The organism is Sphingomonas sp. BL-S-28, assembly GCF_055521515.1.
Genome location: NZ_CM145483.1, coordinates 730,797 through 752,139, shown reverse-complemented (window position 1 = coordinate 752,139; position 21,343 = coordinate 730,797). Strand labels below are relative to the sequence as shown.

At 66.1% G+C, this 21,343-nt stretch carries 21 protein-coding genes; 12 read left to right on the top strand and 9 right to left on the bottom strand.

Features of this window, described 5'->3' with window-relative positions; all coding sequences use genetic code 11:
- Nucleotides 1–38 precede the first annotated feature (38 nt).
- Both ACZ1JC_RS03180 and ACZ1JC_RS03175 read left to right on the top strand, forming a co-directional pair.
- Nucleotides 39–794: an SDR family NAD(P)-dependent oxidoreductase gene (locus ACZ1JC_RS03180; RefSeq protein ID WP_465139348.1), complete on the top strand. Its 756-nt coding sequence runs from the start codon at nt 39–41 to the stop codon at nt 792–794.
- Nucleotides 791–1,672 (top strand): MaoC family dehydratase, encoded by an 882-nt coding sequence (locus ACZ1JC_RS03175; RefSeq protein ID WP_465139349.1) that lies wholly within the window; start codon nt 791–793, stop codon nt 1,670–1,672. Before ACZ1JC_RS03180 ends, ACZ1JC_RS03175 begins: the two co-directional genes overlap by 4 nt.
- Here ACZ1JC_RS03175 and ACZ1JC_RS03170 read toward each other — a convergent pair whose 3' ends face one another.
- The 6 genes from ACZ1JC_RS03170 to ACZ1JC_RS03145 form a co-directional block, all read right to left on the bottom strand.
- Nucleotides 1,673–3,328: an AMP-binding protein gene (locus ACZ1JC_RS03170; protein WP_465139350.1), complete on the bottom strand. Its 1,656-nt coding sequence runs from the start codon at nt 3,326–3,328 to the stop codon at nt 1,673–1,675. It abuts the gene before it with no gap.
- An 86-nt stretch (nt 3,329–3,414) separates the two neighbouring features.
- Complete coding sequence (locus ACZ1JC_RS03165) at nt 3,415–4,593, bottom strand: acyl-CoA dehydrogenase family protein (RefSeq protein WP_465139351.1); 1,179 nt, start codon at nt 4,591–4,593, stop codon at nt 3,415–3,417.
- Nucleotide 4,594: 1 nt separating this feature from the next.
- Nucleotides 4,595–5,566 (bottom strand): acyl-CoA dehydrogenase family protein, encoded by a 972-nt coding sequence (locus ACZ1JC_RS03160; RefSeq protein ID WP_465139352.1) that lies wholly within the window; start codon nt 5,564–5,566, stop codon nt 4,595–4,597.
- 156 nt (nt 5,567–5,722) lie between these two features.
- Entirely contained in the window at nt 5,723–6,640 is a 918-nt protein-coding gene (locus ACZ1JC_RS03155) for an SMP-30/gluconolactonase/LRE family protein (protein WP_465139353.1), read from the bottom strand.
- The gene (locus tag ACZ1JC_RS03150) at nt 6,637–7,440 is read right to left on the bottom strand and encodes a sugar phosphate isomerase/epimerase family protein (RefSeq protein WP_465139354.1); all 804 of its coding nucleotides are present in this window, start codon (nt 7,438–7,440) and stop codon (nt 6,637–6,639) included. Before ACZ1JC_RS03150 ends, ACZ1JC_RS03155 begins: the two co-directional genes overlap by 4 nt.
- Before the next feature lie 9 nt (nt 7,441–7,449).
- A complete protein-coding gene (locus tag ACZ1JC_RS03145; protein WP_465139355.1) occupies nt 7,450–7,830 on the bottom strand; it encodes a nuclear transport factor 2 family protein in 381 nt (126 codons plus the stop codon).
- A gap of 103 nt (nt 7,831–7,933) precedes the next feature.
- On the opposite strand from ACZ1JC_RS03145, the gene ACZ1JC_RS03140 reads away from it, so the two are divergent.
- Genes ACZ1JC_RS03140 through ACZ1JC_RS03125 form a run of 4 tightly spaced genes read left to right on the top strand, consistent with a single transcriptional unit; the run spans nt 7,934 to nt 12,046 of the window.
- Nucleotides 7,934–8,728: an SDR family NAD(P)-dependent oxidoreductase gene (locus ACZ1JC_RS03140; RefSeq protein WP_465139356.1), complete on the top strand. Its 795-nt coding sequence runs from the start codon at nt 7,934–7,936 to the stop codon at nt 8,726–8,728.
- Nucleotides 8,725–9,657: an alpha/beta hydrolase gene (locus ACZ1JC_RS03135; protein ID WP_465139357.1), complete on the top strand. Its 933-nt coding sequence runs from the start codon at nt 8,725–8,727 to the stop codon at nt 9,655–9,657. Before ACZ1JC_RS03140 ends, ACZ1JC_RS03135 begins: the two co-directional genes overlap by 4 nt.
- A gap of 2 nt (nt 9,658–9,659) precedes the next feature.
- The gene (locus ACZ1JC_RS03130) at nt 9,660–11,207 is read left to right on the top strand and encodes an AMP-binding protein (RefSeq protein ID WP_465139358.1); all 1,548 of its coding nucleotides are present in this window, start codon (nt 9,660–9,662) and stop codon (nt 11,205–11,207) included.
- 29 nt (nt 11,208–11,236) lie between these two features.
- Nucleotides 11,237–12,046, top strand: a complete 810-nt coding sequence (locus ACZ1JC_RS03125; RefSeq protein ID WP_465139359.1) for an enoyl-CoA hydratase-related protein — start codon at nt 11,237–11,239, stop codon at nt 12,044–12,046.
- A gap of 6 nt (nt 12,047–12,052) precedes the next feature.
- Here ACZ1JC_RS03125 and ACZ1JC_RS03120 read toward each other — a convergent pair whose 3' ends face one another.
- Nucleotides 12,053–12,544, bottom strand: a complete 492-nt coding sequence (locus ACZ1JC_RS03120; RefSeq protein WP_465139360.1) for an acyl-CoA thioesterase — start codon at nt 12,542–12,544, stop codon at nt 12,053–12,055.
- Between the two features lie 134 nt (nt 12,545–12,678).
- On the opposite strand from ACZ1JC_RS03120, the gene ACZ1JC_RS03115 reads away from it, so the two are divergent.
- From ACZ1JC_RS03115 to ACZ1JC_RS03100, 4 genes are all read left to right on the top strand, one after another.
- The gene (locus tag ACZ1JC_RS03115) at nt 12,679–13,461 is read left to right on the top strand and encodes a phytanoyl-CoA dioxygenase family protein (protein WP_465139361.1); all 783 of its coding nucleotides are present in this window, start codon (nt 12,679–12,681) and stop codon (nt 13,459–13,461) included.
- Nucleotides 13,458–13,874, top strand: coding sequence for a nuclear transport factor 2 family protein (locus ACZ1JC_RS03110; protein ID WP_465139362.1), 417 nt, complete (start codon nt 13,458–13,460; stop codon nt 13,872–13,874). The genes ACZ1JC_RS03115 and ACZ1JC_RS03110 overlap by 4 nt, the downstream gene beginning before the upstream one ends.
- 126 nt (nt 13,875–14,000) lie before the next feature.
- Nucleotides 14,001–14,798: a helix-turn-helix domain-containing protein gene (locus ACZ1JC_RS03105; protein ID WP_465139363.1), complete on the top strand. Its 798-nt coding sequence runs from the start codon at nt 14,001–14,003 to the stop codon at nt 14,796–14,798.
- A gap of 65 nt (nt 14,799–14,863) precedes the next feature.
- A complete protein-coding gene (locus ACZ1JC_RS03100) occupies nt 14,864–15,547 on the top strand; it encodes a TetR/AcrR family transcriptional regulator (protein WP_465139364.1) in 684 nt (227 codons plus the stop codon).
- Here ACZ1JC_RS03100 and ACZ1JC_RS03095 read toward each other — a convergent pair.
- Complete coding sequence (locus ACZ1JC_RS03095) at nt 15,544–16,416, bottom strand: SDR family NAD(P)-dependent oxidoreductase (protein WP_465139365.1); 873 nt, start codon at nt 16,414–16,416, stop codon at nt 15,544–15,546. The two genes, ACZ1JC_RS03100 and ACZ1JC_RS03095, sit on opposite strands and share 4 nt — an antisense overlap.
- 194 nt (nt 16,417–16,610) lie before the next feature.
- On the opposite strand from ACZ1JC_RS03095, the gene ACZ1JC_RS03090 reads away from it, so the two are divergent.
- Both ACZ1JC_RS03090 and ACZ1JC_RS03085 read left to right on the top strand, forming a co-directional pair.
- Nucleotides 16,611–17,837, top strand: a complete 1,227-nt coding sequence (locus ACZ1JC_RS03090) for a CaiB/BaiF CoA transferase family protein (RefSeq protein WP_465139366.1) — start codon at nt 16,611–16,613, stop codon at nt 17,835–17,837.
- Between the two features lie 138 nt (nt 17,838–17,975).
- Complete coding sequence (locus tag ACZ1JC_RS03085; protein ID WP_465139367.1) at nt 17,976–20,435, top strand: TonB-dependent receptor; 2,460 nt, start codon at nt 17,976–17,978, stop codon at nt 20,433–20,435.
- A 95-nt stretch (nt 20,436–20,530) separates the two neighbouring features.
- On the opposite strand, the gene ACZ1JC_RS03080 is transcribed toward ACZ1JC_RS03085, so the two are convergent.
- Nucleotides 20,531–21,340: a phytanoyl-CoA dioxygenase family protein gene (locus ACZ1JC_RS03080; protein ID WP_465139368.1), complete on the bottom strand. Its 810-nt coding sequence runs from the start codon at nt 21,338–21,340 to the stop codon at nt 20,531–20,533.
- Between the last annotated feature and the right edge of the window lie 3 nt (nt 21,341–21,343).

The following is a 21,343-nucleotide window of genomic DNA, read 5'->3' as shown; positions in this document are numbered from 1 at the left end:
TGCAATGACATTCTGATGATGCAATTTAGGTGTCTAGAATGAAGGGAGAAGGCGCGGTGAAGCCGAAAATGGAAGGGCGTCGGGTGCTGGTCACCGGCGCCTCGGGCGGTATGGGGCGGGCGATTGCGGAGCTGTTCGCTGCGGAAGGCGCGGCGCTTGCCTTGCTGGACCGCGATGGCGCACGGTTGGAAGAGGTGGCGGCTGCGCTGGGCGGGAAGGCGCTGGTCTGCGATGTTACCGACCGCGCCGGCGTCCTGCGCGCCGGAGCAGAAGCGGCGGAGGCGATGGGCGGGATCGACGGCGTGGTGAATGGCGCCGGCATTCTGGATATCACGCCGTTCGAACAGCTCGATCCGGATAGCTGGGACCGGATGCTGGCGGTGAACACGACCGGGCCCTTCAATGTCGTGCGCGCGGCGCTGCCGTTCCTGCGTGCGGCGGATCGGGCGACGATCGTGACGATAGCCTCCGTCAGTGCACTGATGCCGATGCCGGGGACGGCGGGTTACTCGGCCAGCAAGGCAGCCGCGGCGATGTTTACCAAGTCCATCGCCATGGATCTGGGCCCGAATATCCGTGCCAATTCGATCTGCCCCGGGGTGATCCGCACGGAAATGACGCGCTATCTTTGGGAAAATCCGGAACATTCCGCCCGCGCGGCGGAGCGTGTGGCGTTGAACCGGCTTGGCGAATGCGCGGATGTGGCGCGTGCGGCGCTGTTTCTCTCTTGCGAGGATTCGGGTTTCACCACCGGCACAGAACTGCCGGTGGACGGTGGGTTCTCCTGGCGATGACGGATCCTTGTCCTCTTGACCCACGGCCGCTGGATGCCCGTGTCACGCTGGAGATGGTGGGCGCGCGCGCCGAACCGCGCCGCGTGCACTGGAATGCGCGAGACACGATGCTCTATGCGCTGGCAGTGGGGGCCGGCGTAGAGGATCTGGCGCTGACGACCGAGAACTCCCACGGCAAACCGCTGCGCGCGGTGCCCAGCCTGCTGACGGTTCTGTCGCAGGGCAATCGTCCTGCGGTGATGGGTGCGTTGGACCCCGGCCGTATGCTTCACGCCGATGAGCGGATCGAACTCCTCCGCGAACTGCCGCCCGAAGGGGAGGGCATGCTCGACACGCGGATAGAGGCGGTGCTGGACAAGGGCGAAAACGCCATCGTCGTCACGGTCTCGACGCTCACTCTGGACGAGGCGGGGCGAGATGTTCTCGGCCGAGTGCGTATGGGCACGTTCATTCGCGGCGGCGGCGGTTTTGGCGGACCGCGTGGGACTTCGACGCCTGAGCCGGACCCGAGGCGCACACCGGATGTCACCGTGATCCAGCAGACCCGGCCCGAACAAGCGCTGTTCTATCGGCTCACTGGCGACCGCCATCCGCTCCATAGCGATCCGGCATTTGCGCAGGAGCGTGGCTTTCCCCGGCCGATTCTGCACGGCCTCTGCACGTTCGGCTTTGCGTGCCGCGCGCTTGTCGAAGCTGCCGGTGGCGGCGATGTCGGGCGTCTGCGCATGCTTGAGGGCCGCTTCAGCCGCCCGGTGTTTCCCGGGGACCGGCTTTCCACGCAAGTTTGGCTGGAGGAGGGGAACCGTGCCCTGTTCCGAACGCTGGGCGGCACCGACGAGCCGGTGATCGCGCGCGGATACGCCGAATTCTCCGCCTGATCAGCTCGCCAGTTCGGCGGCGAGTTCCCGGGCCCGGATACGCAGAACGTCCTTGCGAACCTTGCCGGAGGGCACGCGGGGCAGATCGTCGACAAGGACGAGATGCTCCGGAAATTTCTGCCGCGCGAGCCCCGCCTGATCGAGGAAGCGGGCGATTGCGGGCAGATCGATCGCAGCTTCTTCGCGCGGGATCACGAAAGCGCAGCCGATTTCGCCGGTCTTGGCGCTGGGCATGGCGACGATCGCGACTTCGGCCACGGCAGGGTGCCGGGTGAGCACATCCTCCACTTCCTTGGGGCTGATGTTCTCGCCGGAGCGGATGATGATGTCCTTCTTGCGCCCGGTGATGACGATGTAGCGCCCGTCGATCACGCGGCCGAGGTCGCCCATGCGGAAGAAACCGTCGGGCAAGAAAGCGCCCTCGTTATCGGCGGGGTCGATGTAGCCGGCGAACAGGCCGGGCCCCAGCGCCAGGATTTCGCCTTCCTCGCCCTCCGCCACCGGCTCATCGGCCACGGCATCGACGATGCGCATTTCCACGGGCGGGACGATCTCGCCATCCGTCTCCGCACCCATTTCCGCCTGCGCGGCCTCGCGAATGCCCAATGTCGCGGTGAGCATTTCGGTGGAGCCATAGGCGCGGAAGAACAGGCACTGCGGGCAGGTGGCGGAAGCGCGGCGGATAAGGTCTGGCGCGACTGTCGTGCCGCCGCAGAAGAACAGGCGCAGGCTGGCCAGCAGTTCGGGCCGGTCGCCCGAAAGGTCCAGCATCTGCTGCAGGAACGGCGTCGCCCCGCCGGTGACGGTGCAGCCGTTGCGGGCGATGCAGGCCAGCCCTTCCTCGGCGGACCAGACATCCATCAGCACGCTGACGTTGCCCGCGATCCACGGCATGTCGAACGCCCAGATCGCGCCGGTTATGTGCGTGACGGGGGAGGGCATGAACACCACGTCGGCCCCACCGATCGCCCATGCCTCCGCCATCGCGCGCACGCGGTGGTCATAGGAATAATGCGTGTGCAGCACCCCTTTGGGCCGTCCGGTCGTGCCGGAGGTATACATGGCGATCAGCACGGAGGCGGGATCGACCACGGGCAGGTCCGCCGGATCGAGCGGCTGCCGAGAGATCGCATCTTCCCAGACGCATTCCCCTTCGCCGCGCACCACCACCACGTCGCGCAGGGCCGGCAGCGTGGAGCGCAGGCTTTCCACCATCGCCTTGTGGTCGTGTTTGCGGAACAGGCCCGGCACGAAGATCAGTTTCGCGCCGCAATCGGCAAGGATATGGGCAAGCTCCGCCTCGCGGTAGATCGGCGGGATCGGGTTGATGACCAGACCGCACATTCGCGCAGCAAGCGCGATTACCGCCGTTTCCATCCAGTTCGGCAGTTGGAAGGATACGACATCGCCCACCGTCAGCCCGCGTTCTCCGAAGAAGCGGGAAAGCCGCAGGGCCTGATCCCAGACCTGCCCGCGCGTCATGCGCCGTTCGCCCTCGATCTGGAACGTATGCGCGGGCGCCGCCTCCACCGCGCGGCGTGCGGCGGAAACCATTGTGGTTTCCTGCCAGCTTCCGTCTTTACGATAGCGGCGGGCCAGATCGTCGCTCCAGCGTATGTCGAAGCCGCTGGGATCGCGTCGCATGGTCCAATCCATTCCAGCTTCTCCCCGATGCAAGGGTTCGGTCCCGAAGGGCGCAACGTCAAGTCGGCGCGCGGATATCCGGGGCGCGATATCGCGTCTCAGCGGGCTTTCGGCAGGTTCAGCACGCGGTCGGCCGTGATCTCGCGCTGGATCTCGTTGGTGCCGCCCGAAATCGAGAAGACCCAGCTCCACAGGTATTCGTAGGTCCAGCGATGGGCGGCCCGGTCGCCGTCGAATTCCAGGAATTCCCAACCCAGCATCTGGCCCACCAGCTCGCTGAGCGCCTTGTGCGTCTGCGTGACCATCAGCTTCATCATCGAACCCTTGGGGCCGGGCTCGCCGGTGCGGTCGGTCTCCGCAATGTCGGCCAGCGTCATCGCGCGGATCGCCATGGTGTCGGCTTTCAGCGAGGCGAGGCCGAGGGCCACTTCCGAATCCTCGATCGCGCGCCGTCCGTCCGCCAGCCGCACGCGCTCCGCCAGTTCGATGGCGCGGCAGACGCGTTCGTAGAGTTCCAGCTGATCGCCGATGAAACCCAGCCCCCGTTCGAACGAGAGCGTGGTCAGCGCGGTTCCCCAACCGCCGCCGACTTCGCCCACCACGTTTTCGAGGGGGATGCGCACTTCGTCATAGAACACGGTGTTGACGTGCTCGTCCTGCAGCATAGTGCGGATCGGGCGGATCTCGATGCCCGGGCTGGCCATGTCGCAGATCACCCAGGTCAGCCCCTTGTGCCGTTCGGACAGCGGATCGGTGCGGATCAGCAGTTCCTGATAATCGGCGTACTGAGCATCGGTGGTCCACATCTTTGCGCCTTCGACGATCAGGGTGTCGCCTTCGATGCGGCCCCGCGTTTTCAGCGCGGCAAGGTCGGATCCGGCATTGGGTTCCGAAAAGCCCTGGCACCACAATGCCTCGCCCGAAAGGATGCGCGGCAGGTGAAAGGCCTTCTGCGCCTCCGTCCCGCGCGCGATCAGTGTGGGGCCGGCATGCATTAGCGCGACGTAAGTGGTGTTGATGTGATGCGGCGCGCCGGATCGGGCCAGTTCCTCGTACCAGATCACCTGTTGCAGGCCGCTCAGGCCAAGTCCGCCATATTCCTTGGGCCAGGAGATGCCCGCCCAGCCATGATCGAACAGTTTGCGCTGCCAGTCCCGGTCAAACTGTGCGCCGGCAAGGCCATTGGGCGGGCGCGTGGTCGCGGGAATGTTCCGGCGGAGCCATTCGCGCGCGCGGCGGCGGAATTCGCGATCGGCTTCGGAATAGGAAAGGTCCATCTCAGTCCTCCAGCCGCGCGTGGAGCAGGCGGCCCAGCACGCTGCGCCGGCAGCCGAACACGCGCGTGAGCAGCAGCGCATGTTTGAGCAGCAGGTGGCAGTCATGCTCGTCGGTCACGCCGATGCCGCCATGAAGCTGGATGCTGGTGTCCGTGCAGGCGAGCGCGGCCTTGTTGGCCATGTGCTTGGCAGCATCGACATGGGCATCGGCATCGCCGCGCCCCGCCTTGATGGCGGCCGCCGCATACCAGAGCTGCGCCCGCGCCGCCTCCGTGCAGACCGCCATGTCCGCGCAGGGATGGCGAACGGCCTGCCACGATCCGATCTTTCGGCCGAATGTCTCGCGCACTTGCGCATAATCGACTGTGCGTTCCAGCGCGACTTCGGCAATGCCCACCAGCATGGCCGCGGCTGCCAACGATCCCAGTCGCCAACTGGCCCCGCCTTCCAGACTTTCCAGCGCCTTGGGCAAGTGGGCGATGCAGCCAAGCGAATTGGCCGGATCGAGCGCGCTGCGCGGCGAGATTTCGGCAGTGTGCAGGTCATGCAGGCTGGCCCGCTCTTTGGTTACCAGCAATCCGTATTCGGCGCCGGGCAGGCCGACCAGTCGCCAGCCCAGACCATCGGGTTCGATCAGAGCGACGCCGCAGGAACCGTCGAGGATCGCAGTACGCAGTTCTCCTTGCGGCGCCACTGAGGCAGCAAGGCATTGGGCGACAAGGTCCAGCGGTGCGCATTGGCGTCCCGCCTCGCGGAAGAACAGCGCGTGTTCCACCGCGCCAAGGCCGCTGCCACCGCTCGCTTCGGAAATGGTCAGGCCGAACCAGCCCATGGCACCGACAGTGCGGCGCATGGCCGGTGTCAGGTCGCCCGACTCCGGCCTGTGCAGACGCGCCAGCGGCATTTCCTGAGAGAGGAAGTGCGCAGCCGCACCGGCAATTTCCAGTTCCTCCCCCTCAGGCGCCAGATACACGCCCAGCCTCCCATTCTTTTGCCGCCGGCCCAGTCGCTCGGAATTGGGCCGTTTCGGATTTGGCCGCCCCGGATTGGGCGGATGGTCCTTCGATCGCTGTCATTCCAGTGGTGATAGGCCAGTCGCGTTTAATTGCAACACGCCAATGTCATTGCACTAAATAGACGGGCCGTGATCGGCGTGAATCTGCGGGTCTCCATCCGCGAACAGCGTGTCCACGATGCCTGTGAAACCGGGTTCGAGGGCGAACAGGGGGCCGCCCGCCATTTGCGCGGCGTCGGCTCCGGGCATCGTCATGCGCGTGGAGGTGACGTAGATCGTGGCGAGATCCCGCCCGCCGAACGCGGGCTTGGTGGGGTTGGCGAACGGGAGCTGGACGATCCGGTCCAGCGTGCCGTCGGAGCGATAGCGTCGTAGCGCGGCGGCGCCGACATTGGCTAGCCAGTAGCCACCCTCGGCATCGACGGTCGCGCCGTCCAGAAAGCCTTCGCCGGGGGCTAGCTCCATAAAGATGCGGCGGTTCGAAAGGTCGCCCGTCGCGGGATCGAGATCCCAGGCCTCGACCCGGCGCGTGGGCGAATCGGCGAAGTAAAGCGTTCGCCCGTCCGGGCTGAACGCCAGCCCATTGGCGACGGCGATGCCTTCCACCACCGGCACCAGCCTGTCTCCGTCGAGGCGGCAGAGTGCCGCCCCCTTGGCACTGCGGTCGGCCGGGAAGTGATGGTCGTAGCCGCCGATCCAGAACCGCCCCTGCCGGTCGCAGCCGCTTTCGTGCAGCTTCACGTGCGGCGGGAAGGGGGACGGCGCGCGCAGGGTAAGCGTGGCGGTTTCGGGATCGAAGTCGTAGATGCCGTCTGCCAGTGCGACGATCATGCTGCCAGTGCCACGATGGGCAAAGCCTCCGATCCGCTGCGGCATCGGCCATTCGCGATGCGCGCAGCTCTCGGGATGCCAGCGATGCAGCGCGCTCGGTTCCTCGCAGTTGACCCACCAGAGCGACTGGTCCGCGGGTTGCCAGACCGGCGTTTCGCCAAGGTAATTGCCGGCATCGAAGGCCACGCGGGTTTCGGTCATGCGGTTATCCTTTCGCCAAGCCAGCGGCGCATGGTGGAGAGAGCGCGGCGCAGGCCAGGTTCGTGGCCTTCGGCCGCTAGCCGGGACCCGATCACTTCCAGATCGTACCAGCCGTTGAAACCGGCTGCACGCAGGGCGGAGACGATGCGGGGAAGCGGGATCATCCCGTCGCCGGGGACCGCGCGGCAGGGCAGGGCGCGGTCCCCGGCGACATAATCGCTGACCTGGACGACCTTTGCCAGCGGCGCGGCCATGGCCAGTCCTCGCTCGATGTCCGCATCGACCCAACACGCGAAAAGATCGATGGTGATTCCGATGCCAGCTTTCTGCGCCAGCGCGGCCGTGTCGGTAAGGCGGTGGACGATCGAGGCATCGGCATAGAGGTGCGAGGTCGGCTCGATCCCCAGCGTCACGCCTGCTTCGCGAGCGATCTGGGCACAAGGCGCGATGGCGTCGGCAAAGCGCTCGGCAGCATCGCGCCATGCCAGCGATCCGCGACTGCCGGTGGTGAGCGTGATCGATGCGGCATCAAGGTCTTGCGCAATGCCGATCGTGCGCAGCAGGCGCTCGCGCCCCTGATCAGCTTCCTCCGGCGTCGCAAAGGCGAAGGCGCGGTGGGTCAATGTCGCCAGTGCCAGCCCATTGTCGCGGAGCAGGCGCCGGGCGAGGGCCGCGCCGATGGCGTCGATCTGCGGCAAGTCCGGACTGATCCCCTCCGCGCCCAGCCGCGCGACGATCTCCATCTGCGCAGGCAGCGGTGCCGGGGCGAGGCTCAGGGTGTTGATCGAGAGCACAGCCACGATCCAGGTTCAGCCGGCGAGCGGCGTCGACTGGAAGGCGACCAAGCGCCAGATATCGTCCCGCCGGTTCCAGACGGTCAGCACCCGGTTGCAGAGTCGTTTGGCCGTTCCGTCCACACTGACGTCGGTGATCATCCGCCCGCTAAGCGTGGCCGCGTCCGGGGCGAGCGCGATCACCACCTCTTCGTCCCAGACAATGCCGGTGTAGCGGATGCGGCCCCCGGCCACTTTGGCGAGATAGGCGGCCCTGTCGTCCACTGCGCCGGTCGCATGATGGAACTGCAGACGGGTATCGAGCACCGCCTCCAGCGCGCCCATATCTCCGGCCAGCATGGCGGCGCAGCGTGTCATTTCGGCGGCGCGAACTTCGTCGTGCAACGACTCTGCCATGATCTCCATGCCGCTTCCCGCCTCTCCGCATTAATGCAACGTGCATTGACTAATACAATATTGCGGTCAAGTCTCGCCGGCGAAAAGGGGAGAGAATCGCGCCATGGCACGACTGTCTGGAAAGGTCGCTCTGGTGACCGGCGGAGCACGCGGGATCGGCGCGGCGACGGTGCGCCGGCTTCACGCGGAAGGGGCGAAAGTGTTGGTGGCGGACCTTATCGATCCGCTCGCCGTGCCGGATGGAACCGCCTTCGTGCGATGCGATGCCACCCGCTCAGCCGAGGTCGCGGCAGCGGTTGAGGCTTGCACGAAGCGCCTCGGGCGTCTCGACATTCTGGTCAACAATGCCGGGATCGGCGCGCTGGCGCCGACCGAGACGATGGAGGAGGACCTGTGGGACCGCGTCTTCGCCATCAACATGCGCGCGGTGTTCCTGTTCTGCCGCGCGGCGATCCCGGTTCTGCGCGGCTCCGGCGGCGGGGGCATCATCAATGTCGCGTCGATCTCCGGCCTTGCCGGCGATCATGCGATGGACGCCTACAACGCGTCGAAAGCGGCGGTGATCAACTATACGCGCAGCCTGGCGCTCACTTGTGCGCGCGATGGCATCCGCGTGAATGCGCTCTGCCCAGGGCTGATCGAAACCGAGATGGCCTCTGCCGCGATCGCCGACCCGGTGGACCGGGACTTCTGGCTTCGCCGCATCCCGATGGCACGGCCCGGTCGGCCGGAGGAAATGGCCTCCACAATCGCCTTCCTCGCTTCGGATGACGCCAGTTACATGACCGGTTCGGTGCTGGTGGCCGATGGCGGCATCACCGCGCACACCGGCCAGCCGGACGCGCCGGACCGCATTGCCCGGCGCAAGCAGCGCGCGAGCGTCGCTGCCGACGCATGAGCCCGCATCCCTATTATCAGGCGATCATCGATCTCTATCGGGAGACGGACCGGCCGTTCTTCCACCAGTTGAGCCCGGCCGAGGCGCGCGCGATGTTCAATGCCGCCATCGCCGCCGCCCCGCCGCCGACCGACCTGTCCGGCCTCGACCGCGTGGAGAATCTCAGCATCGACGGCCCTAATGGCCCGATCGGCCTGCGCGTTTACCGGCCGCGTGAGGCCGTGCGCGGCGCGCTGGTCTACTTCCATTCGGGCGGTTGGGTGATCGGCGATCTTGCCTCCGCCGATGCCACCTGCCGCCGCCTTGCCGAGCGAAGCGACGCCTGTGTCGTCAGCGTCGATTACCGCCTTGCGCCCGAACATCCCTACCCGGCACCGCTGGAGGACGCCTGGACCGCCTTGGAATGGGCGGCCGCCGCATTCGAGGGGCCGCTGATCGTTGGCGGCGAAAGCGCTGGCGGCAATCTGGCCGCCGCCTGCGCAATCCGTGCGCGCGACAGCGGTGGACCCCGTCTGGCCGGGCAATGGCTGGCCTATGCGGTGACCGACCATGGCTTCGACACGGCATCCTATCGCGATCTGGGTGCGCGGAACTGGCTGCTGTCGCAGGCCGACATGCGCTGGTTCTGGGATCACTATTGCCCGCCGGAAATCGACCGAGGCGATCCCCTGGTGTCGCCGCTGCGCATCGTAGATGCCGCGGGCCTGCCGCCGGCGATGATCCTCGTGGCTGAACTCGATCCGCTTCGGGACGAAGGTATCGCCTTCGCCGCAAAGCTGGCGCGCGATGGGGTGCCGGTCACGCTGCGATGCGATGCGCGGATGGTCCACGGCTACCTCGGCGCGGCAGGCGCGATCGACGAGGCCGCTGCTGCCATGAGCGATTCCGCCCGCTGGATCCGCGCCGTGCTCGAATGCGAAGGAGCCTGACCGTGCCCGATCTCTATCGCCCCATCCTGGGCACCGATCTTGTGGTCAACGCGCTCGACCACGATCTCGACCGCCCGGTCATCATCCTGAGCGAGAGCGAGGCGATCACCGCCGGTGCGCTTCGCGATGCGATCAGCCGCTACCAGCAGGTGTTCGAAGCGCTGGAGCCGCGTCCGCGGCGGGCCGCGCTGCTTTCCCGCAACCGCGTCGAAGTGCCCGGGCTGATCTATGCCTTCAGCTTTGCCGGCATCGTTTCCACCGCGCTCCACCCGCTCGGCGCGGTGGAGGACTACCTCTACGTGCTGGACGATGCGGAAATCGATCTGCTGGTCTATGACGAATTTTACGAGGACGTCGTGGCCGAACTGCGCCGCCGCGCGCCCGGCCTGCGCAACACGGTCCCCATCGGCGGACCCGGCGCGCATGCGCTGACGGCTCTGGCCGAAGGCCGCATCCCGGCCGCGCTGGTATCGCCCCGTGCCGATCCGGAAGACATGGCGCGCATCGCCTATTCGGGCGGCACGACCGGCAAGCCCAAGGGCATCGTCGTTACCCATCGCGGCATCGTCACCTCGGCGATGATCCAGCAGGCGGAGTGGGAATGGCCGCGCACGATCCGCCATCTGATCTGCGCGCCGATGAGCCATTCGGGCGCGGCGGTGCTGACGACGATCTTGCTGAAAGGCGGTTCGCTGGTCGTCTTGCCCGGCTTCGATCCGGTCTCGTTCATGCAGGCGGTGGAGCAGCATCGCATCACTTCCGCGCTAATGGTGCCGACGATGGTGCTGGCGCTGATCGACCATCCGCGCTTCGGCGAGTTCGATCTCTCAAGTCTGGAGGTCGTGTTCTACGGCGCCTCAGCGTTTCCGGCCGCGCGGCTGAAGGACGCCATCGACCGGCTGGGCCCGATCTTCTTCCAGTTCTATGGACAGGCCGAAGCGCCGATGTCGATCACGGTCATGCGCCGCGATGAGCATCGGACCGACGATCCCCTTCGCATGGCTTCTTGCGGGCGGCCGACGCCCTGGGTTCATTGCGCGCTGCTGGACGATGCCGGGCAGCCGGTGCCCGATGGCGTTCCGGGCGAGATCTGCGTGCGCGGGCCGCTGCTGATGCGCGGTTACCTCAACAAACCGGACGAGACGGCCGAGGCGTTCGCAGGCGGCTGGCTGCATACCGGGGACGTTGCGATCCGCGCGCCGGACGGGTTTCTGCGCATTGTCGATCGCAAGAAGGACATGATCGTCACCGGCGGCTTCAACGTCTACGCGCGCGAGGTGGAGGACGTGATCGCCGCCCATCCCGCCGTGCGGCAGGTAGCGGTGATCGGCGTGCTGGACCCGAAGTGGGGGGAGGCGGTGAAGGCGCTGGTGGTCGCCGATCCCGCAGAGGTCTCTGCCGAGGAACTAATCGCGCTGGTGCGCGCCGAAAAGGGGCCGGTTCAGGCCCCCAAGTCGGTCGCGTTTCTGGACGAAATCCCGCTGTCGCCGCTCGGAAAGCCGGACAAGAAAGCCTTGCGCGCGCGCTTCGCGGTGCCAGTCTCCGCCTGATGCCTCCATCGCTTGGAAAAGAGTTCACGATGACGCAAACAGTCCCCGTTGCTGCCCCCGCCGAGCAGCCTGCCGTTCTGTTCGAGATGATCGGTGCGCACATCGCGCTGGTCACGCTCAACCGTCCGGACAAGCGCAATGCCGTCAACGGCGACGTCGCGACCGGACTGGAAGCCGCGGTCAAGCGGACCGAGGCCGATCCCGAAGTGCGCGTGGTGATCCTGACATCGAGCCAGGACAAGGTGTTCTGCGCCGGCGCCGATCTTGCCGCCATCGCGGCAGGGCGCGGTGCGGAGACCGAGACGGCGCTCGGCGGTTTTGCGGGCTTCGTCTACGCCACGCGCACCAAGCCGTGGATCGCGGCGGTGGAGGGGCTGGCGCTGGGCGGCGGCTTCGAGATTTGCCTTGCCTGCGACATGATGGTGGCCGGGCATGGCGCGCGCTTCGGGCTGCCGGAAACCAAGCGCGGCCTCATGGCCGGGGCGGGGGGCGTTCATCGACTGGCGAGCCGTGTGCCTGCCGCTATCGCGTTCGAGATCATCGCCAGCGGTGAGCCTGTCGATGCCGGGCGCGCCTTTTCGCTGGGCATCGTCAACCGGCTGGCCGATCCCGGCACGGCGCTGGCTGCCGCGCGCGATCTGGCCGAACGGATCGTGCCCAATGCGCCGCTCGCCGTGCAGTACGCGCTGGCGGCCGCGCGCCATTCGATCGGGCAGACGGACGGGGCGGGGCGGGCGATCGCTTCCGACTGGTTCGCGCTGCTGCGCAAGACCGAGGATTATCACGAGGGGCCCCGCGCCTTCGTGGAAAAGCGCGATCCCGTATGGACGGGCCGCTGAGGGGGATCACCCGATCAGCGCGCGCTCCGACCAAACGGCGCGCCAGTCTTCCGGCGGCACCTGCGGGCCATCGGGGCCGATCACCACCATCGTCACTTGCGTGAATATGCAAGGCGCACCGTTCTGGCGCACCACTTGGGCGAATGTCAGCGACGTGCGGCCGATGCGGCGCAGGCCGGACGAAATCTCTACATCGCCGGGGTACTTGATCTCGGCCGCGTATTCGACGGTCATCGCCCCCACGAACATGCGCAGCGGCTCGGGTAAGGGCGGCAGGCCAAGTCGCTTCAAGAATCCGACCCGCGCTTCCTGAAGCAGCACGATCGCCGCCGCGTTGTTGACGTGCCACATGATATCGAGATCGGCGAAACGTACGGGCACGACTTGCGCATCGGGATAGCGCGCAGCGGCCAGAAAAGCGCGGTCCAGACGACCGGCCTCCGCCGTATCCCCCGCCGTTTCCCCCGGTGCTGCCTGAACGGCGTCATGCGTGCTCATTGCCGGTATTTCCTTCCCGATAGCGAAGCCCTGATGGCGCATGGGTGATTGCATCGGAAGAAATGCACAAGTACCATGTCATTAATGATCGCGGGCGCGCATTTCGATGCGGCGGAACGGGCGGGAGAATGGGGATGAGCAAGGCCGGATGGCAGGATCAACTGCGTGAGGAGGGGGCCTGCGTGCTGCCCGGCATGCTCTCTGCAGAGGCGCTCGATAGGGCGCGCAATGTGCTCGATCGCGCCTTTGCCGATCAGGAACGGCGAACGGGAACCAGTCACGATCCCCGGCTCGATCCCAATGCCGCGAACCGCCGGCTCTACAACCTTCCGGCGATCGATCCGCTGTTCATCGACCTGCTGCTGCATGAGAAGGCGCTGGAAGCGGCGCGCACGGCCTGCAACGGCAATGTGCTCGTCTCCAACTTCACCGCCAACGATGCCTTGCCGGGTTCCGGCTCCATGCGGCTGCATTCGGATCAGGCGCTGGTGGTGCCCGCACCGTGGCTGCATTGCTGGGCGGTCAACGTGATCTGGTGTCTGGACGATGTGGACGAGGAGAACGGCGCCACCCGCTATCTGCCGGGCAGCCATCGTTTCCGCGACCATGCCGATGTGCCGGCCGACGCGATGGAGCGCACGGTGGCCTTTTCGGCCCCGGCGGGATCGTTCGTGGTGATGGAAGGCAGGCTCTGGCACACGTCCGGCGCCAATGTCAGCCGTGACCGCCGCCGCCGTATGCTGTTCGCCTACTACTCCAGCGACTTCATCCGCCAGCAGGCCAACTGGAACCGCGCCCTGCCGCAAGGGGTGCAGGATGGCCTGAGTGCGGAGGGGCGGGACCTTTTCGGGCTGGGCCCGGCGGGCAATATCCGCCTTGGCAGCGCGCTTACCCGCTTGAACGAGCCCGCCGCGTGACCGGCAGGCAGGCCGCAGACGGCGGCGCGGTGATCGATCGGATGTTCGCCGCATTGGCGCTGGGCGACCTTGACGCGGCTCGGGCGTGCTTCGTGCCCGACGGCCGCGTCTGGCACGGCTTCGATGGGTTGGCGCTCGATCTGGAGCAAGTGACAGAAGGATGGCGCGGCCTTGTCGCCGGCTTTCCCGATAGGTCTTTCGTCGACGTGCGGCGCCAGCCGACGCCTCAGGGTTTCGTGCAGCAGCATCTGATGGTTGCCCGTGACTCGTCCGGCACAAGCCGCGCTTGGCCAGTGTGCATCGTGGTCCGCATCGAGAACGGACTGATCGCGAGGCTGGATGAGTATATCGATCGAGCCGGCTTCTTCTCTCCGAGCGGCCAGGGTGAGGCAGTCACGCCGGGCCTGGATTGACGGAAATCCGCCAGTTTTCGGTCACGGCTCACTCTCGTTGATAACAGATTATAAGCAGGTTCATTTTTTCGATTGACGACCCTCTCGCTTGCGCGAATAAATGCAACACGCGAGAGGAGATACAAAATGGCAATAGCCCTTGAGTCGAACAAGACCAAGATCGCCAGGCGCGTTATCGAGGTCATGGAATACTTCGCTTCCGAGGATCGCCGCGCCACCGTGATGGACATCGTGCGCTGCTACGGACGGCCGCAATCGAGCACGTCGGAACTGATGGGATCGATGGTCGAACTCGGCCTGCTGTACCGCGATCCGCATTCGCGCACTTATGCGCCGACGCCGCGCCTGGCCGCGCTGGGCGCTGCCGCGCAGCCCGAAACGATCCGCAGCGGGCGCCTGTTCACGACGATGGACCGCCTTGCGCAGACATCGCGCTGCGGCATCGGCCTGTTCGGATCGGTAGGGCTGCACGCGCAAGTGTTCCGCTGGTCGTGCGGAGCCGATCTGCCCAATGTGAAGTTGCAATGCGGGGCGGCCTCCATGCTGTCGTCCGGCGCGGCGGGGATGATGCTCTTGGCCTCGCAAGGGCTGGGGCAGGCAAGCCGGCTGCTGTGGCGCCTTCATGCCGAGGCGGGGCGGGACGAGACGTTCAACCTCAACGAGATGAAGGAGCGGATCGCTCGCATTGCCGCCACCGGCCACGCTCTGGGCGCGTCGGGTTTTCATGACGATACGCGGATGGTCGCGGTCATGCTGCCCGAGGATATGGCCGAAAACCGGCTGGCGCTTGGCGCTGTGTTCCGCACCGGAGCGCGGGTCGATCCCGAAGCGCTGGCGGCGACGCTGCAGCACGCGGTGGCTCAGCTTGCCGATGAGCAGATCGAAGTGGGCGCCGTTCACCGGCCCAGCCTTATCGCCGTCTGACACCTGTCCGTTCTGGCGCGCGCCGGCTATCATGCCGGCGGTGCGCACCGGGAGCTTTTCGAACATTGACCGATTTTGTCGAGGTGGGCGGCGCGCTTGCGCTTGCCCCCATGGATGCGAACGGGCGCAAGCTGGGCCGCAAGGGGCAGGAAACGCGCGAGCGCATTCTGAGCGCCATGCTCAAGCTGGTACGGGGTTCGGACGGTCCGCGCGTGACGCTGACCAGCGTCGCCAGCGAGGCCGCCGTCCGCCTGCCGAACCTCTACCTCTACTTCCCCGATTTCGGCGACTTGCTGCTATGCGCGCTGGAACGGGTGATGGCGGGGGCCGAAGAGGGCTTCGTTGCCCTGCTGCGCCGCCGCTGGCCGGACGAGGGGCTTGAGGCGGCCTGTCATCGCTTTCTGGAAGCGCACTATGCCTTCTGGAAGGACAATGCGCGCATCCTGCATCTGCGGAACGAGCTGGCCGATGCGCAGGACTTGCGCCTGCTGGCCTATCGCAATGAAGTGACGCGGCCGCTGATCGACCTGCTGGTGCTGCAGATGGGCGGCGATCCCGCCGACCATGCGCGCAACCTCAACCTCGCGACCGTGCTGATCACCGGCATCGAACGCGTCGCGACGGTTTCGACCAATCCGTACCGCGATGTGTTCGAGGATGATCACCGCACCCACGGCGCGGTCTCCCTGCCTTCGATGATCGAGGCGGAAGCGAAGCTTCTGGCACTGGCGATCGCCAGCCGGCGCTAGGGCGTTTCACGCGCCTTCTCCATGCGGTGGAAGGCATCGAGCACCAGGTGTTGCCGCGCCTCCACCTGACCGCGATAGTCGCCATGGGTGATGATGTAGGGGTGGCCGCCGTCCAGTTCGGCGAGCAGGTTGCTCACCGCTTCCTCGGCACTGGCGACATGCGCGGCGCGGTCGATCCCGGCGCTTTCGATCATCGCGGCGACATCGCCCATGTCGAAACGCGAGGCGCCAAGTTCTGCCGGGCGGGCGGCCATGCTGCTTTCGATGTGGCGCGTCGCCATACCGGCCGGGAATAGCAGCGCGACATTGATACCTTCCGCCGCAAGCTCCTGACGCAGCACTTCGCCGTAGCCGACCACCGCGAATTTCGATGCGACGTAAGCGGCCATGCGCGCGCCGATCTGGAAGAAGCTGGCCGAACTGGTGATGACGATATGGCGCTGCCCGTCTTCTCCCGCCCCGTTGATGCGCTCATTCGCGCGGAGCAGGGGCAGGAAAGCGTCCACGGTATGGATCACGCCGTGGAAGTTGACGGACATCACCCATTCCCAGTCCTGTGCGGTCAGCCGGTCGATCGCGCCGAACTGCTGCACGCCGACATTGGCGCAAAGCACGTGGCATCCGCCGAAACGCGCACGGACGCCATCCGCCGCCGCCTTGAGGGACTGCGCGGAGGCAACATCGACCTGCAGCGCCATGGCCTCGGTGCCTCCCGCGCGCAGTTCCGTGGCCACGGCCTCCGCGCGCCGGCCGTCGATGTCGAGCAGGGCCAGCCGCGCACCCTCGCTTGCGAAAAGCTTCGCCATGGCGGCGCCAAGCCCCGATCCCGCGCCGGTCACCACGACCGTCTTGCCCCGATAGCGGTCCATCCATCCTCTCCCATGCCTGCTTCTTCGGGAGTGATGATCGGGGGAGGGGAGGGCTTGCGACAAGCGCCGCGCCGCCATCATCGCGGCCACGATCAACACGCCTCTATATACGCAATGCATCGATAGCGATGTATTAGATGCGCAGGCGGCGATCGACCGCAGGACAAGAGGTTAACGGGGAAGGCTGCACCGGTATGACCAGGGTGATGGAAGGCGTCAGGATACTCGAAGTTGCCCAGTTCACCTTCGTGCCGGCGGCGGGTGCCGTGCTGGCCGACTGGGGGGCGGACGTCATCAAGATCGAGCATCCGGTGCGCGGCGATACGCAGCGCGGCTTCCTCAATGCCGGGGGCATTCCGGTCAATCCGCAGCGCCACACGTTGATCGAGCATCCCAATCGCGGCAAGCGCAGTCTGGGCCTGGATATCGCGACGGCCGAGGGGCAGGCCCTGCTCTACGAGATCGCGAAGACCTGTGACGTGTTCCTCACCAATTACCTGCCGGCGGCCCGGCAAAAGCTGAAGATCGACGTGGAGCACATCCGCGCGGCCAACCCGAACATCGTCTATGCGCGCGGCTCTGCCTTCGGTGACAAAGGGCCGGAGCGCGAGGCGGGCGGGTTCGACGGCACCGCATTCTGGACGCGCGGCGGCGCGGCGGCGGCCGTCACGCCGGAAGGGCTGGAGGGCGTGCTGATGCAGCCGATCCCGGCCTGGGGCGATTCGATGGGCGGCATGAACATCGCCGGCGGCATCGCGGGGGCCTTGTTCCACCGTGAACGTACCGGCAAGCCTAGCGAGATCGACGTCTCCCTGCTCAGCACTGCATGGTGGGCGGCGGGAGCGGCCATCGACGCGGCGATCGAGACCGGGATTAATCCCAAGGCACGGATGCCGCAATCGGGCGCGGCGCCGGGCAATCCCTTTCTGGGCAATTTCCTCTGCGCGGATGGCGGCACGATCAACCTTTGCACGCTGGCACCGGGCCCGCATATCGCCAGCCTTTTCGCGCATATCGGTCAGCCCGAACTGGCCGATGACCCGCGCTTTTTCGATGCGCGGGCGCTGATGGCCAACTGGCAAGATGCGGGCACGATCATCACCCGGGCCTTCGCCGAAAAGCCGTTCGAGTACTGGCGCGAACATCTCAAGACTTTCACTGGCCAGTGGGCGCCCGCGCAGACGATGCTGGAACTCGCCGGTGACGAACAGGCGCTTGCCAATGACATGCTGGTGGAGGTGGAGGCCATCGACGACGGCCCGCCGATGAAGCTGGTGCGCAATCCGGTGCAGTTCGATCACGCGCCGGTCCGCACCACCCGCGCGCCACAGGCCGGCGAACATACCGAAACGTTCCTGCTCGAACTGGGCGTGGAATGGGACCGGATCGAGGCGCTGAAAGCCTCGGGAACGATTGCGTGATGGGCCCGCGCTTTCCCGCCGGGAAGGCGCAGGTTTTTGCAATGAGCACGCTCGAACGAGCGAGGCCCGGAATGGCGGGAAGATGCAATGGCATCGCCGCCGCAGGACGTCCGGCGCCTTTTGGGGAGGACTGATAGGATGAAGACGATTCAAGCCCGGCGCAGCGCATGGCTGGCCTGCACGACGGCATTGCCGCTTTGCGTGCTTTCGGCGCCGGCCATGGCGCAATCGGCGCAGACCGACGACAACGGCGGCCTGCAGGAAATCATCGTGACCGCCCAGAAGCGCGAACAGAGCCTTCAGGACGTGCCGGTGGCGATCACCGCGCTGACCAGCGATGCCATCCAGTCCAACCGCGTCACCAATGTCAGCGATCTCTCCGGTCTGGCGCCGGGCGTTACCGTGCGCGAGACGGCCGGTTCGGTGGGCGTGCCTTCGTTCTCCATGCGCGGCGCGGTCAGCTACGGTGTGGTTCCGGGATCGGACAAGCAGGTTTCGATCTATCTCGACGGGGTCTACATCTCGTCCCCGCGCGGTTCGATCTTCGATCTGCCCGATGTGGAGCGGATCGAGGTGCTGCGCGGCCCGCAGGGCACGCTGTTCGGCCGCAACGCGACCGCCGGCGCGGTCAGCGTGACCACGCGCGATCCCACCGGGGTTCCGCAAGTGAAGGCGCGCTTTACCGTGGGCAATTACGACCAATACGGCATGCGGGTGAGCGCGGACCTGCCGCAGATGGGGCCGTTCAGCGCCTATTTCAGCTTCCAGCATGACTATCGCCGCGGCGACATCCGCAACCTTGGCGCCGGCGCGGTGTGGGATCGCAGTGCTTCCACTTCCAACCTCGGCGTCTCGCGCTCGCCGACATGGCTGGGGACTTCGGATACGATGTCCTACTTCGCGGCCGTGAAGTTCGAGCCGGTCGATGGCTTCTCGATGGTCTACAAGTTCGACCACAGCACGGAGGACGGCACGCCCGACGGCAGCGCGCTGGTCAACTACGATCCGTCCTATCCGCTGATCGGCAGCCTGCTTTCCGCACTGATCGAGAACCAGCCGAGCGGCTTCGACACGGTGACCGACGCCAAGCGGCCGAAGGAAGTGAACAACTCCTTCGCCAGCGACCGTTATCAGCATGTTACCGGCCACAACCTGACCGCCACCTGGCAGGCGACCGACGACATCGTGGTGAAGAACATCTTCGGCTATCGCCGCTCGAAAGTCTTCGCGGCCAGTTCGATTGACGGTTTCTCGGGCATTCCGTTCACGGCGCAGGCGATTGTGCCCTATGCGACGCTGATCGCCTTCACCAACCCGGCGTTCAACGGGCTGACTACCCAGCAGCGCATCGCCATGATCCCCAGCCTGGCGGGCAGCCTTGCTCCGCTGGTAGGCCAGCCCTTCGTAGGCCTTGCCTCACAGTCTTACGGCGTCAGCAAGCAGTATAGTGATGAACTTCAGGCTACCTACAACTCGTCGTTTCTGACGCTGACGGTGGGTGCATTGTGGTTCCATGGCAACGATGTCTCGGGAAGTCCCGAGGGGATGGACAATACACTGCAATTCACGCTGGTGCCGGGCGGCGTGCTTTCGCTGGGCAATCAGGGCATCTCGTATAACAAGGCAACCTCGATCGCCGCTTATGCGCAGGCGGAATTCCATGTGACCACGGGGCTCGATCTCGTGGCGGGCGGCCGTGTCACCAAGGACAAGAAGTGGGGCGAATATGTGTTCGGCGATCCCGGCGCACTGCAATCGCTGCCCTTCACCTACAAGAAGACCAAACCGAACTTCATGCTGGGCGTGAACTACAAGCCTACGCAGGAAAGTCTGCTGTATGCGAAGTATTCGACCGCGTTCGTCTCGGGCGGGTCGACGGCGGGCATCGCGTTCAAGCCGGAAACCGCGGAATCGTGGGAAGCCGGCGCCAAGGCGGACTTCTTCGGGCGGCGCCTGCGCACCAACCTGGCGCTGTACACGGTCACCTACAAGAACTTCCAGACGTCTCAATCGGGCACCAGCTTCATCGGCGTGATCCCGGATGCGGAGAATATCCCAGTCTTCGTCTATTCGCAGGGCGGGCCGGTGAAGGCCAAGGGCGTCGAACTGGACGTGACTGCCGCACCGGTACACGGCCTGACCGTGGGCGGCAGTGCCGGTTACACGCATACGAAGTTCGAGGATGTCGATCCGATCCTGATCGCGGCCAATGGCGGCGAATACCTGCCCACGCTGCGCCCGAAGTGGAGCGGCACGCTCTGGGGCCAGTACGTGACGCCGCCGGTGATCGGGGATGCGGTGCTGTCGATCCGTGCGGACGGCAACTGGCGCACCTCCATGGCGCTGGATTCGAACCGACATCGCACGTTTACCGGCTATGACGCGTTGGCGAACGTGCCGGGGACGTGGATCGTCAATGGCCGCGTGGCGCTGGAAGGGATCAAGATCGGCGGGATCGACACGACGTTGGCGGCCTGGGTCAAGAACCTTACCGATGACCGTTCGCCGGTCTTCGCGCTGGTCAACAGCGGGATCGAAGCCTCCGCCACATTCCAGCGCGCGCGGACCTGGGGCGTGGATCTCAGCGTGGAGTTCTGAAGGGCGAGTCTGCAGGAGCCTCCAGAATTATAAGCGCGGGTCGAAGGGCGTCCGGACATGGTCCGGGCGCCTTTTTCGGTATTCACGATGCTGGATTAGATCCGCTCGCGCCCGTTGACGCGTCCCAGCACCTGCGGGCGAAAACCGAACAGCGTCTGCAAGGTCTCGGATCCGAACTGGCGGACGGAGGGATTGAGGCTGAGCGACCAGTTCTCCTGCGGCATCAGCCAGGGCAGGGTGTAGACGGTGAAGGCCCCGGCGCGGCTGGTGCCGCAGGTATTGACCCCGTTGGTGTGCCAGAGGCGACCGTCGATGGCGAACAGCGATCCCGCCGGCGCCACCGCCGGGATCAGCCGCGATCTGGCCTCTTCGGGCAAGGGCGCGCCAGCCAGCCGGTGCGAACCCGGTGCAATCAGCGTGGCGCCATTGGTCACGGTGAAATCGTCCAGGCACCAGGCGATGTTGATCACCCAGGCGCGGTCCAGCGGGCCGGGCAGATAACCCTGATCGGTGTGCAGCAACATGCTGGCGCCGCCGCCATGGGTGATATTGGCGGACATGCTGGAGAGCGAGGCCGGCCAGCCGAGTACGCGGCGCACCAGTTCCATCGCGACCGGATGCTCGGCCAGTTCGCAGAACACCGGATCGTGGCTGGGCAGGTTCCAGATCCGCTGGTTCACGTGATCGTCCTGACCGTATTGATAGTCCTCGGTCAGGCCATAGCGGCGATCGCTGCGCGCGGCGCGGTAGACCGCCTCACGCGCTTCGGCCAGAAGCTCGGCCGAAAGCGCGCCGCCAATGATGCAGGCGCCGTGCCGCTCGAAATCGGCCAGTGCCGTTTCGATATTCGGGGTGACGTCCGGCCCCTCTGTCATCCAGTCGAGCATGGCGGTATCCTGGGTCATGAC